This is a genomic window from Paenibacillus sp. J2R1T-4 (genome assembly GCF_059692235.1).
In genome coordinates this window covers 25,887-38,671 of the sequence record NZ_JCAUBA010000013.1, presented here as the reverse complement: position 1 = coordinate 38,671, position 12,785 = coordinate 25,887, and the positions used below count along the sequence as shown (strand labels likewise).

Genomic DNA, 12,785 nt, shown 5'->3' with positions numbered 1-12,785 from the left:
GTAAATTGATTGGTTTCCTGAAGTTTGAATAAATCATCTGTTATGACAATGCCCTTTTGCTTTGTCTTCCTGTCACTCTCGAAAAATTTTACTGGGATTCCCCTTGGTTCACAACATGGAATGCATCCAGAACATTTACAAAACCATATTTTACGGTTTGCTGGATCAGTTGCTCATATGTAATTTCTCCATCAATAAATTGCCGACAAGCATTGAGCATAGTACTCGATTGGGAAGTGGTTTGTTTCTCATTAAGCTTCAAATGTTCAATGAGATTATTAGAAAATGGAACTGCGAGTTCTTCTAAAGTGATGAAGGACTTGCCACTTGGAATTAGTTCAATTAATGATTTAGCCATTGAAAATTTATACGATGCGCTATTTCTGCCGAACAGAATTACTGCTCTCCAGAATGATTCTAAGGAAGGATATTCTTCTTCAAATCTCAAAATTGATCATCCTCTATTAATTTATCAATGACTTGTTCCGCTATCCAATTGAAAATTTGTTAAGAGATTGGTTTATGTAACTGATTCAACAGATTACATTTTTACAGGCATTTATCATGTTACTTAACTCTTCAATACTAAGCTCCGGTTTATGCTTGTGAATGATAGCGTGACAATTGGCACATACTGGTCTTAAGTCTTTAATAGGGTCTAATTTATACGTTTTTCTAATAGAATACAGCGGAACCAAATGATGTACTTGAATAAAACCACGTCCAACTTCTCCATAGAAAACCTCGAAATCAAAACCGCAAGCGATGCATTTTGCTCCATGATGGGCAATACATTTTTTACGAGCCTTGGCATTTCGTTCGTATTTGTTGATATGTATTTTCTTTACTGCCCCTTCGAAGTAATCTTCTGCATTCATTACTTCCTCGGGAGTAATAACATCCAAATAGATAGTACTTTTTGATTTATTGTTCTTTTTCAGAAATGCTGTCCACAGTTCTTCTAAATGAGGCAATACTTCATCATGTATTGAGATACCAGAGGACATGCTGCTCCAGTTTACCTTAGACAATACTCCTTCCTCTAAAATTTCCCTTGGTAGTATAGGTTCCTTGGCATAATTAAGAATCACTTCAAAGTCTACATCGATATAAAGTGCTGTCTCTCCGTGTTTCGCCCGTTGCCGATCCCAGTGAACATCATAATAACATTTACTAGTTGCTCTCCCCGATGCAAAAATGCCTCTTGGTTCTTTACCAAGTTTTATAATAAAGACTCTGTCTCCGATCTCGATTCTCTTTGTATTTCCACAACTCCATCTACCAACGAACTTTCCTGTTTCGTTTAATTCATTAATGCACTCATCAATATCAGACCAAGTCCAGTTTTCCGGATTCCAAGTCAATAAGTATGCATTAAACGATGCTATTACGGCATTTTTTGTAACCATATTTTGCGAATCATCTGAGATATTGTTTCGAGAATATCTTAGTGGAATTGAGATGTTCGTATCTTTTAAAACAATATTAAAACCAAGTTTGATTAAAGGACCATTCGTATGTTTGCCTCCTGAAAAATCATTAAAATTTCTTCTTCCAGCTATTTCATCCGCAAACCTAAGTACTTCTTTGGGAGGATATCTTCTATTTTCGTATAATAAGTCATAACCAGTAGAACTTTTTAATTCGTCTTCAGTTAGTCTACCAATTTCTTTCAGAGCGCTAAGAACATGATCTATTTTGATATGCTTAAATGTAGCCACCTTGTTTATCCACCGATCCATTGAAGAGATATACATATTTATTCCACATTCTAACTGAATTTTCCTTTATTCGACATTTTATTTCCATCATTATACACCCTCCTACCGACATTAACCTATCAGCAAGCGTATGTACGTGAAAATAAGAAAACCTATGACTACATATCGCCAATATTGTATAATTATTAGGAAGATTAAGAGGATTTTCAGGTTGCAGAGATAGGGGGATATAATATGGATAGACTTATCTGTGAGGCTATAAAAAACATGCAGATCATCATATTCGAATACGATATGGGAGTTAGAACAGTTGAACCCTTTCGTCTTGGAATATCAACTCAGCAAAATAAAGTACTTCGTGCATTTCAATTGAAAAACTCGAATAAACCTTACATTGAACAGAACTGGAGACTCTTCGATCTTTCAAAAATAAGAAAGATAGAGTTGACAGGGGATTTGTTTAGTGTAATAAGACCAGGATATGGTGCCGAGGATAAAGAAATGATTAAGCCATATTTTTGTGAAGTAAATAGATATTAATTATGAGGAGTTCTTTATTCGATTGTATTGCTAATAAACTATACATTAAGCCAATCAAATTTGACCATTTATCTTCTTTTAACTAGCGATTTTGCATAAGATAATGACTCTACAACATTTTCTGCTTTTTCACCTGCTAGTACTTTTTCAAGCTGTTCGATTAACCACCACAGTGAATTCTTTAAATCGTTGTTTTCCTGAAGCAATGAAGCATTTCTATAGTATCGATTAATTACAGAATCATTAATGAATGTTACACTTTTACCAAGTTCTAAAGACTTAATTTTCCATCCTGCCATTAACCATGAAAAGGGCTGTACCTGATTATGAGAAGATCCATTATCCCACCAACCTCTGTTCTCATAAGCGGTAGGCGGCAGGTCATCATTTAATATTTCTTCAATTTCTTTATATGAGAGCGTAATAGTAACATCATCTCTCAAATATTTGTTTAATGGATCATATTTGCTCATAGAATCCCCTCCTGTATATGAAAGTGAACTTTTAACACCTATCCCTTAAATTAATCTGCTAATTGCTCCGACTAATACAACAATTCCCATTAATAATATGATCATCGGTGCACATCCACTTTTTTTCTTATTTTTATATGCATTCTTTTGGAGCGATTCCTTGTACGCACTACTTGAATAATAATTATTCTCGCCTTTTGAATTGTACTCGTTGAGACCTACTTGATATCCCTTTTCATAATCCCTGTAAAAATTTTCACTAAACCCTTCAACTAAGTATTTTCCTAATTTATACCTACCATCATGCCATCCTACCTCCCAACCTTCTCCTTCGTAAATAATCCTGTCTTGTTTTAAGACATTTACCTTTGTACTCCATCTTCCTCGTTGAACTTTTTTTGTCATGGTAACCCCCTTTGAATGTCAGTTTTTATTTGCTTTAAAAATCTGAATCATCGAAATGATCAATTTGTATTAAAAGTGAGACTATATCCTTTGCTATTTGACAGCCCTCATCAATTGTTATTGAGTTAAAATGTCCAGCTTTAAATCTGCCTTCTTTTACAGGTCTCATAATAATTTCAAAAAGTTCTTTGGATCTTTCACTCTTAAAATCATCTACTCTTAACGCTATTAAATGAGAGACATAAACATTTTCTAGACGATGTATAATTCCATGATCATAAACTGCCAATCCCTCGACTGCTAAATATACTCTTTCCCACGCTGGATGATGTTTCATATGATAAATTCCTCCATTATTGTAAGGTCATGAAGCTAGTATTTTATTCAATGTCTGTTCTTTGTTCTTTAAAGTGTTGCAGTTCTTCTTGTTCTCGACGTATCAATTCTTTACTTACTTTACCTATTTCGCTATCAGGAATATCACATTCATTCATTCATGAATGCCTCTAGCTGCATTCTCAGATAATTTTCTCGAATTCTTCTAATCTTAGGATTTTGAATTCGACTTATTTCTTCTTGGTTCAACACTTCTTTAAATTGATCTTCATAACTTAAATAATCCATATTCGCAAAAACCTCCCATTGACGACTCCGTTTTATTTTCATTAGTAAAGCGCTTCTTTAAGTTCAACTATCTTCATTTGTAACAAATCATAAACAGATCCATAAAATATTCTCTCTCCAAACACTTCACTTTTTTTACTATCACAATACAATTTCTTTGTCTGTAATTCTTCAAGCATTCTAATTGTATTACTAACGTATTTCTTACTCATTTCGTTAAACTCAAACATTTTCCCATACGGATCAATCCAGTAACCTTCCGGCATATTTTTAAAATTCCCGTAATCCTGAAGAAACCTGTCCATTTTCTTATCTTGTTTAACCGTTCTAATTTCACCAACTTCTTGAATCGATGTAACTTCGACCTTTTTACCAATATCGATTTCGTTCTGACTCTTAACACTAACCTTAATCTTCATTCGACTATCCCCTATAAAATCTGAATTTCACTACATTAATCATACCAATTTTCACCAAATTAATACATAAATAATCCAATTCTCTACAAAAAAGAACCTCCTCAAAAGGAAGCCCTCATTTTAAAATTATTCAATCCTCCCGATATATCCTTACCACGCACTCCACATGCACCGTATGTGGGAACATATCCACCGGCTGCACCTCAACCGTGCGGTACCCGCCGTCCTCCAGCACGCGCAAGTCGCGGGCGAGCGTAGCTGGGTCGCAAGAGACGTAGACGACGCGCTGCGGGCGCATCGCGACGATCGTCTCGAGCAGCCGCGCGTCGCAGCCTTTGCGCGGCGGGTCGACGACGATCATGTCGCCCGCAATCCCTTGCTCCCGCCATGCCGGGAGCACTTCCTCCGCTTTGCCCACGGCAAAGCGCACATTGCGAATGCCGTTCAACTCGGCATTCATGCGGGCGTCGTCGATCGCCTCCGGCACGATCTCGACGCCATAGACCTGTCGCGCGTGACGCGCGAGGAAGAGCGAGATCGTCCCGATGCCGCAATAGGCATCGATGACGGTCTCGCTCCCGGTCAACCCGGCATAGCCGAGCGCTGTGCTATACAGCGCTTCGGTCTGGATCGGGTTGACCTGATAGAACGATCGGGCCGATATCGCGAAGCGAATATCTCCGATCGTGTCATAGATGACCTCGCGGCCCCAGAGGACTCGGGTCTGTTCACCGAATATCAACGAGGTCCGTTCGGTATTCACATTCATGCAAATACTCACGACTCCTGGCACCTCTGCCCGAAGCCGCTTTATCCACTCCTCTTCATGAGGCAGACTATCACCATTCACGATCAGGACTACCATAAGTTCACCGGTCCCAGCAGCATACTTTACCACGACATGCCGCAACAGCCCCTGATGAGAAGAGGAGTTATACCCTGTAACACCCAACTCTCGGGCAATTGCTTTTACACGTTCAACCGTGTGGTCACTTGCTTCATGCTGCAGCAGGCAGCGCTCCATCTCAACAATGCTGTGGCTGCCGCGCTTATAGAAACCGCCGACCAAGCCCGCTTCCTGCTGGCCGAAAGGCACCTGCACCTTGTTGCGATAGCGCCATGCATCCTTCATCCCCAATGTCGGGTGCACGATCACACCCTCTTCTTCCCACTCTGTCCTGCCCTCATGGGTTGCCCCGTTTCCACCCCGCACCCGCAGCTTCCCAATCCGCTCCAACTGATCCACAACCTGCTGCCGCTTCTGCCTCAGCTGCGCCTCATAGCTTAGGTGCTGCAGTTGGCAGCCGCCGCATTCTTCGTAGATCTCACATGGTGGTGCGACCCGATCAGGGCTCGACTGCAGCACCTCTAACAAATCCGCTCTTCCATAATTCTTCTTCAGCTCCGTAACCCGCACTCTCACGCGCTCACCCGGCAGCGCCCCATGAACAAAAAGGGTATAGCCATCCACACGGCCAACCCCTTCACCTTCATGCCCAATGCCAAATACTTCAGCTTCATACTCTTGATCCAACTCCAATGGGAGCGATGAACGCCATGCAGCCGGAGCACCTAATCTTTCCCCGCCTTTAGCCGTGTACTGGCTACTTACTGCTCTGACTCCCGCCGACTCTCCCTCTGATCTCCCATTTCTTCTCTTGTTATCCGAGCTCTTCCCTACTCTGCTATCCAAGTTTTCTGGGCTCTTCCGCGCTCTTCTATCCAAATTATCCGATCTCTTCCCCGATTTTTTCCCCGAAGTACCCGAACTCGTCCCCGATCTTCCATCCATCTTACCCGGACTCTTCCCAGCTCTTCTATCGCTACTCACTGAATACACTCTCCTGCTGTATACTACTATTACTAACCATCATGCTACCCATGATGCACATTCCACTCTACTTATAAGAAGACAACCCATACTCATCCACGAACACTTGTAAATGACTTGGCAACACCGAGAACGAGCAAGGCAGCGTACCGCCGAACTCGCCATCCAGGTTAATTTGCACATAGTCTGACGTGGTCACTTCCAGTCGCCGTGTCTTGAAATGCACGACATGCGGATCGTTCAGGTGCTCACCGCGAGTAGCCGCGGATACGATGCGGATGAACTCCGCCAAGTTGCATTTGCGCAGGATGAACACATCGAGCATCCCATCTTGCAAGCTGGCGTCTGGTGCGAGCTTCTCGAAGCCGCCTACGGAATTGCTGTTGCAGATGAGGAACATCATGACCTCCTCATTCATGTTCATCTCTTCAGACCGGATGATAAGCTCGACTGGCTGGAATCTCGGCAGCATCTCGAAGCCTTTAATATAATAAGCCAACTGGCCGATCATGGTCTTCAGCTTGCTAGGCACTTCATAGGTCAGCTCGGTCATCGACCCGCCGCCCGCTATATTAATAAAGTAACGGGAATTGATCTTCCCTACATCGATCGATTGCGTGTATTGCTGCAGAATGAGATCGCAAGCGAACTCCCAGTTCCGCGGAATACCCAACGCTCTAGCAAAATCATTCGTAGTCCCAAGCGGCAATATCCCCAGCGCAGGCCGATTCTTCTTCTCGGCGATCCCGTTGATGACTTCGTTCAGCGTACCATCCCCGCCCGCGGCAATGATGATATCGAAGCCCCGCTCCACTGCGTCTGCCGCAGCCAAAGTCGCATCGCCCTCACCCATAGTGGCATGGGTAGACGTCTCTAATCCCCCTTGCTCCAGACGCTGCAAAATATCGTGCAGACGCTTCTTCATCTCTTCCCTGCCTGATGTAGGGTTGTAGATTAATCTTGCTCGTTTGCTCATACACCCAGTCCCCCCGATTATAGCCTTCAACGATCATCTTATTATTGCTCTTTACCCGTTTCTACTGCTTCTAACTCTTTAATCCGCTCCGTTATTTGCCGCTCCATCCATTTCGATACAAGCGGATGCGGCAGCATAGCCTGACCATTATACCGATATGTATACCCTTGAAGCCGCTTTGGAATGACTTGATCTGTAAAATAACCTGCACTTAAGAAAAGGGGAGCTACCAGCACGTCCGCATCTTCGCTCAACCTTTCCATATATGGTCCCGTCTGATCCGGCAGCAGCATGGCCCCTTCGGCTCCTGCGAACCCGCCCAGCTTCCTAAGCCGCTCAGCAATTCGATCCAATCCATGCCTCCACTTGTGATGAAACCCTTCCTCCGCACTGCCATGACCCACGACCATTATGGTCTCCCGTTCCGGCTGAACCGATAAGGTGGCGATTTTATCCATCAACATCCTGGCTACGAGATCCGGGTCACCATCCATGGTTTCTCCAAAATAAACCCGCGCCTGCACACGGAACAGCTCCAAATCAGTCTCTAAGGAAGCCTCTGCTATAACGCCAAGCGCAAACTGGATTTCATCTATATGCGTACTTCCTGATGAGACGAACAACGGGACTACAAGCAGATCCGTCACGCCCTGAGCCTCCAGAGCATCTATCCCGTCCTGAATCAATCGATCTTCCACAATCTCTAGAAAAGAGCAATAAATCAGCACCCCATCCGGCAGTTCAACCGATTGAACCGCATCGTCGACAAGCTCTACCCATTGCTGACTGCGCGAACCGTGGCTTATGACCAACACACCGAATTTCCGCAAACAGCACGCCCCCTATCTTCCTAACTGCCGTCCTCACCCTTTTCACACCACCACAACAGCCGAGCCTTGCACCCAAACGAGCTAGTCAACCGCCTCTGCAGGCTTTGATAGCAACACTTTTGTTACCCTTGTAGTCCATCCTCAATCTGCCAATCATTCTGTTACCTTCATGCTATCGAAACGGCACACCAAAGTCAATTTTCCTCATACAGGTCACTATCTTCCAGTCCGCTTTCGCTCTCACCATGCAGCATTTCCTGCTCACCGTCTACACAAAAGTCCATACCCCGGCATACAAAAAAGGGCTGCGGCCATCTTTCCACCGCACACCCTATGCATTTCAAGTACATCTCCTACCCAGTCACCTGCCAAAAAGACACTTACAACTCTACCTTCCCAAACGCTCCAAAGCCAGTTTATAGCCATCATTCCCATAGTTCAAGCAGCGCTTGACGCGGGAAATCGTCGCCGTGCTAGCCCCAGTCTCCGCTTCAATCTGGTTGTAAGTGCTGCCCTTGCCGAGCATCCGTGCTACCTCTAACCGCTGCGACATAGATTCAATCTCATTCACTGTGCACAAGTCATCGAAAAAAACATAACATTCCTCAACCGACTTCAATGTAAGAACGGCTTCAAATAACTGATCAACGGATTTATTGTTAAGTTTCTTTAATTGCATGTTCTCAGCCCCTGACTCTCTTGAACTTTCTTTGCTAACCTTTTCGACACTAACTGCTATATTCCTTCCTTTAGCTGAGCATAACGTTAAAATACTTCTGCGTTACCAGACTAAATCAAGCCCGCCTGACAAGAAGCCGTTCCTGGGGAAATCCCCATTTTTTCTAGGGCAAATCTCACGAAAAACGGGCATTCGTCCAATCCATCCATCTGCCTATCACATACAGTATAATAAAATATTGTTGCAAAGTGAAGCAAGGCCTTCTACAGAGTGGAACCATTAACCTTTGGGAAGACCCTGAAAAACTAATAAAAAAGGGTTGTGAAACCAGTGAGTGACAATCAGAATCAATATATTCACGGCCACGGCAGAGGGTACAATAACCAGCAAATGCATCGCAACAGCTACCCTTCTTATCCCGGCAGGCCCAATCTAGGTCCAGGCGGCGCCCCCTTCGAAAGCCAACTGCCTGCGGTCATCCAGCCGCAATCCTTAGTTCCCATTTCCTCTCCCGCTCCAACAGGCGGCGGTGGACTTGGAGGAATGCTTGGCAATCTGAACCTAAGCAACTTCAACTTCAAAGATATCAAAGGTGTCATCGACCGTATGGGCGGAATCGAGGGCGTCGTATCCACGATGGGGAAAGTACAGAAGATCATGTCTCAGCTCCAACAGATGCAACCGATGATCAAACTGCTATTGAACTCCTTCTCCAAAGCCAAATCAACAGATAGCAATGACGACGATGCCCCCAAACGCCGCCGCAGACGCAGAAGACGCCGCCGCCTTTCAAGACCTCTCAATCCAGCCAATAGCAAAAGACGATCAAGGAAATAATCACGCCGCATTAGCCGAACTCTGTACACACAACAATCAACATAACAGCTTTTTGGAAAATAGTGGAACTGGCTTAAGCTGGCTTCCGCTATTTTTGTCTGATAAGCGCTTAATCGCATTGGGGCAAAATGTGTTAATGCCATTTAGCACTTCCGAGGTATTCCAAGGTACTCAATCGGCAGATTTACTCCATTTTCAGCTGTTTACTCTCACATTTAAGTACCTCCCAGGTACCTATTCGACTACACCTGCTGCTATGAGCTTCTATTAAGTACTTCCGAGGTACTTATTCGGTGGATTTCAACCTATTTCAGTGGATACGCTCACCGTTAAGTACCTCCCAGGTACCTAATCAACTGCTCTGGCATCCTTTTGCATCATTTAAGTACCTCCGAGGTACTTAAGTTTAGTTCTTAAAGCTCCAGTGCACCCAAAGCGAGTGCCGCGACCTATTATAAATGCAAAACCTACAGTTATTTTACCGGGGATTGAGCATTTTACAGAAATAACTGTATTTCATACAGTTAACTTTAGGAAAACTCGCACATTCCAGCAAAATGCAGATAAATAAATGTAGGTTTTACAGTAAAAATTGAAATAGCTACCGACTGGAGAGAATTAGCTGCAGGTTTTGCAGTTACTACTCCTTTGTTAACCCGGGAGCTACATCGCCCCTCACTTTCCCGATCAGCCCAATAATCGAGTTGCAAAAAGAAAGCCAGAGGACCATTAGTCCCCTGGCTATTCCCCGCAACTGCGCTCGCACTGCACTTGCCCTGCTCTTGCTGCTCTCGCACTGCTCCTGCACTGCTCTTGCCTTGCTCTTGCACTGCTCTTGCACTGCACTTGCCCTGCTCTCGCACACACTGCTCTTGCTCTGCACTTGCAACTACCCTCGCACTGCACTTGCCCTGCTCTTGCTGCTCTCGCACTGCTCTTGCACTGCTCTTGCTCTGCTCTTGCTCTGCTCTTGCACTGCTCTTGCTGCTCTCGCACTGCTCTTGCACTGCTCCCACACTGCCCCTCGCCATACCCTCGCACTGCTCCAACCCTACGCCTATCCTAAACCCAACCGCGCAAACGGCTGGCTTCCGCATACTTCTGCACGCCGACCATATATGCGGCAAGGCGTGGAGTGATTTTGCGGGACTTGGCCATGTTCAGCACCTTGTGCACCGCTTCAACCATCTTCAGCTCCAGCTTGCGATTCACTTCTTCTTCCGGCCAGTAGTAGCCCTGATTGTTCTGCACCCACTCGAAGTACGACACGGTAACACCGCCCGCATTGGCGAGAACATCAGGGACGACCATTACGCCCTTCTCATGAAGGACAGCCGATGCCTCGAGTGTCGTAGGTCCATTAGCGGCTTCCACGATCATCTTAGCTTGGATGTTGTTCACATTATCGATTGTGATCTGATTCTCCAGAGCCGCCGGCACTAACACATCACACGGCAGAGCTAGGAACTCTTCATTAGTCAGACGATTCGGGAACAAGCTGGTCACGCTGCCGAACGAGTCACGACGGTCCAACAGGTTCTGGATATCGAGCCCATCCTGGTTATAAATACCGCCGTTCACATCGCTAATCCCTACTATCGTCGCTCCCCACAGATCCAGAATCTCAGCCAAGTAGCTACCGACATTACCGAAGCCCTGGATGCAGACCTTCAAACCCTTAAGTCCCAATCCTTGTACGGCAGCAGCTTCACGCAGCGCAATAGCTACCCCAAGCGAAGTAGCTTTCTCCCGGCCCTGGGATCCGCCCAAAACGAGCGGTTTACCCGTGATAAAGCCTGCGGAGTCATATTCGCGAATACGGCTATATTCATCCAGCATCCATGCCATAATTTGTGCATTTGTATATACATCCGGAGCCGGAATATCTTTGTTCGGTCCTACGATCTGACTGATGGCGCGCACATAACCGCGTGCTAGTCGTTCTACCTCAGGCAAGGACATTTGGCGCGGGTCGCATATGATCCCGCCTTTACCTCCGCCGTATGGCAGATCGAATATCCCGCACTTCAGCGTCATCCAGAGTGACAATGCCGATACTTCCTCGGCCGTCACGTTAGGATGGAAACGAATGCCGCCCTTAGTCGGTCCTACAGCATCCGTATGCTGGGCACGGAAGCCAGTGAACACCTTGGACTTCCCGTCATCCATCTTCACTGGAATGCGAACCGTCATCAGCCGAAGCGGCTCCTTCAACAATTCATAAAAGCTTTCATCGAATCCAAGTCGGTCAAGTGCCTCATGAATGACACTCTGGGTAGATTGAAGCACATCATTGCTTAATGCTGGCTTACTCGCACCCATTACAATACGTTTGTTTGCCCCACTGCTCATCTCTTCACCTTTTTTCCCAATAATAAGTAACTATCCATCTGGTAGGCGTGCAACATAAGTATAATTCCTACACTACCAGTTAACGATACCTCACATGCTATGTCAAGTGCATAACGATTAATTCCGCTTCTGAACAGTCTTTCGCAGACTTCCACGGTATTCCACGGTCTTAGTGTACCCAGCGAATCAACTAATATAAGTCTCGCAAAGCATCGTCAATAAAAGGGAACTGAAAGGTGAACCCACGCTCCTGCGCTACCCATGGCAGTACCTTTTGCCCGGTAAGCACCAAGACTGACATCTCGCCGAACAATAACTTAAGAGCCGCCGACGGTACGGGCATCCAATGCGGCCGATGCATGGCGCGTCCAAGTGCTTGCCCGAACTCATCATTACGGACCGGATTAGGTGCAGTCGCGTTCACCGGACCTGAGATATCCTCCCTCTCAATACAGTGGCGAATGAGTCGCGACATATCCTCGATATGAATCCAAGACATCCATTGCCGACCAGCGCCTACACGTCCGCCTACACACATTTTGTAAGGAAGCGCCATCTTGGGCAAAGCCCCTCCATCCGTTCCGAGCACTAGCCCCACGCGAAGCTTGACCAGACGTGTCCCGCGAATATGATCATCTGCTGCCTGCTCCCATACTTCAATAACCTCCGTGAGAAAATCAGTCAGCCGCATCGGACTTCTCTCATCATATGTATCAGTCTCCGAGCTTCCGTAGATCGACATGCCGGAACCGTTAATTACTACCTTCGGCTTCACCTGCAAAGCTTCGACCAGCTTGCCCACTCGCTCCGCAGCATCTAATCGCGACTGGATAATGCGCTGTTTGGCGGCTTGCGTCCATCGCTGATTGATCGTTTCCCCTGACAAATTCACGATGGCGTCGAACCCTTCTAACCGATCCTTTTGAGCCAGCAGATCATTCCACGTAATTACTGGTATTTCATTGCGCCTGTTCCCGATTGCATCATGACCTTTATGGGATCTTGAGATGAGCACGACTTCATCGTTTTGCTCCATCAAATAACGAATGAGATGAGTCCCTATAAACCCGCTTCCTCCAGCAACCGCTATCTTCATGC

The 12,785-nt window shown here is 45.5% G+C and carries 17 protein-coding genes; 2 read left to right on the top strand and 15 right to left on the bottom strand.

What is annotated here, in order from left to right:
• Nucleotides 1–88 precede the first annotated feature (88 nt).
• Together AC58QD_RS20810 and AC58QD_RS20805 are read right to left on the bottom strand one after the other, a co-directional pair.
• The gene (locus AC58QD_RS20810) at nucleotides 89–448 is read right to left on the bottom strand and encodes a hypothetical protein (protein ID WP_497336828.1); all 360 of its coding nucleotides are present in this window, start codon (nucleotides 446–448) and stop codon (nucleotides 89–91) included.
• 85 nt (nucleotides 449–533) lie between these two features.
• Nucleotides 534–1,721, bottom strand: coding sequence for an HNH endonuclease (locus tag AC58QD_RS20805; protein ID WP_497336826.1), 1,188 nt, complete (start codon nucleotides 1,719–1,721; stop codon nucleotides 534–536).
• 234 nt (nucleotides 1,722–1,955) lie between these two features.
• Between AC58QD_RS20805 and AC58QD_RS20800 the strand changes: the two genes are divergently transcribed.
• A complete protein-coding gene (locus tag AC58QD_RS20800; protein ID WP_497336824.1) occupies nucleotides 1,956–2,261 on the top strand; it encodes a hypothetical protein in 306 nt (101 codons plus the stop codon).
• Nucleotides 2,262–2,329: 68 nt separating this feature from the next.
• On the opposite strand, the gene AC58QD_RS20795 is transcribed toward AC58QD_RS20800, so the two are convergent.
• From AC58QD_RS20795 to AC58QD_RS20750, 10 genes are all read right to left on the bottom strand, one after another.
• Nucleotides 2,330–2,734 (bottom strand): DUF7662 domain-containing protein, encoded by a 405-nt coding sequence (locus AC58QD_RS20795; protein WP_497336822.1) that lies wholly within the window; start codon nucleotides 2,732–2,734, stop codon nucleotides 2,330–2,332.
• A 45-nt stretch (nucleotides 2,735–2,779) separates the two neighbouring features.
• A complete protein-coding gene (locus tag AC58QD_RS20790) occupies nucleotides 2,780–3,139 on the bottom strand; it encodes a hypothetical protein (protein WP_497336820.1) in 360 nt (119 codons plus the stop codon).
• 34 nt (nucleotides 3,140–3,173) lie between these two features.
• Nucleotides 3,174–3,476: a hypothetical protein gene (locus AC58QD_RS20785; RefSeq protein ID WP_497336818.1), complete on the bottom strand. Its 303-nt coding sequence runs from the start codon at nucleotides 3,474–3,476 to the stop codon at nucleotides 3,174–3,176.
• A 149-nt stretch (nucleotides 3,477–3,625) separates the two neighbouring features.
• Nucleotides 3,626–3,763 carry a hypothetical protein gene (locus AC58QD_RS20780; RefSeq protein ID WP_497336816.1) on the bottom strand — a complete coding sequence of 46 codons (138 nt, stop codon included), beginning with the start codon at nucleotides 3,761–3,763 and terminating at the stop codon, nucleotides 3,626–3,628.
• Between the two features lie 41 nt (nucleotides 3,764–3,804).
• The gene (locus AC58QD_RS20775; protein ID WP_497336814.1) at nucleotides 3,805–4,182 is read right to left on the bottom strand and encodes a hypothetical protein; all 378 of its coding nucleotides are present in this window, start codon (nucleotides 4,180–4,182) and stop codon (nucleotides 3,805–3,807) included.
• A gap of 130 nt (nucleotides 4,183–4,312) precedes the next feature.
• Complete coding sequence (gene rlmD / locus AC58QD_RS20770) at nucleotides 4,313–5,974, bottom strand: 23S rRNA (uracil(1939)-C(5))-methyltransferase RlmD (RefSeq protein ID WP_497337055.1); 1,662 nt, start codon at nucleotides 5,972–5,974, stop codon at nucleotides 4,313–4,315.
• A 106-nt stretch (nucleotides 5,975–6,080) separates the two neighbouring features.
• On the bottom strand, nucleotides 6,081–6,989 hold the full coding sequence (locus AC58QD_RS20765) for a diacylglycerol kinase (RefSeq protein ID WP_497336812.1): 909 nt from the start codon (nucleotides 6,987–6,989) through the stop codon (nucleotides 6,081–6,083).
• A 41-nt stretch (nucleotides 6,990–7,030) separates the two neighbouring features.
• Complete coding sequence (locus AC58QD_RS20760; RefSeq protein WP_497336810.1) at nucleotides 7,031–7,819, bottom strand: sirohydrochlorin chelatase; 789 nt, start codon at nucleotides 7,817–7,819, stop codon at nucleotides 7,031–7,033.
• Nucleotides 7,820–8,013: 194 nt separating this feature from the next.
• The gene (locus tag AC58QD_RS20755; protein ID WP_497336808.1) at nucleotides 8,014–8,163 is read right to left on the bottom strand and encodes a hypothetical protein; all 150 of its coding nucleotides are present in this window, start codon (nucleotides 8,161–8,163) and stop codon (nucleotides 8,014–8,016) included.
• Nucleotides 8,164–8,207: 44 nt separating this feature from the next.
• Complete coding sequence (locus tag AC58QD_RS20750; RefSeq protein ID WP_497336806.1) at nucleotides 8,208–8,498, bottom strand: YerC/YecD family TrpR-related protein; 291 nt, start codon at nucleotides 8,496–8,498, stop codon at nucleotides 8,208–8,210.
• A 330-nt stretch (nucleotides 8,499–8,828) separates the two neighbouring features.
• Between AC58QD_RS20750 and AC58QD_RS20745 the strand changes: the two genes are divergently transcribed.
• Nucleotides 8,829–9,335 (top strand): tyrosine protein kinase, encoded by a 507-nt coding sequence (locus AC58QD_RS20745; RefSeq protein ID WP_497336804.1) that lies wholly within the window; start codon nucleotides 8,829–8,831, stop codon nucleotides 9,333–9,335.
• A 530-nt stretch (nucleotides 9,336–9,865) separates the two neighbouring features.
• Here AC58QD_RS20745 and AC58QD_RS20740 read toward each other — a convergent pair.
• The 3 genes from AC58QD_RS20740 to AC58QD_RS20730 form a co-directional block, all read right to left on the bottom strand.
• Nucleotides 9,866–10,366: a hypothetical protein gene (locus AC58QD_RS20740; RefSeq protein WP_497336802.1), complete on the bottom strand. Its 501-nt coding sequence runs from the start codon at nucleotides 10,364–10,366 to the stop codon at nucleotides 9,866–9,868.
• A 31-nt stretch (nucleotides 10,367–10,397) separates the two neighbouring features.
• Nucleotides 10,398–11,657, bottom strand: a complete 1,260-nt coding sequence (locus tag AC58QD_RS20735; protein ID WP_497337054.1) for a Glu/Leu/Phe/Val family dehydrogenase — start codon at nucleotides 11,655–11,657, stop codon at nucleotides 10,398–10,400.
• Between the two features lie 220 nt (nucleotides 11,658–11,877).
• Nucleotides 11,878–12,783, bottom strand: a complete 906-nt coding sequence (locus tag AC58QD_RS20730; protein ID WP_497336800.1) for a TIGR01777 family oxidoreductase — start codon at nucleotides 12,781–12,783, stop codon at nucleotides 11,878–11,880.
• Nucleotides 12,784–12,785 lie beyond the last annotated feature (2 nt).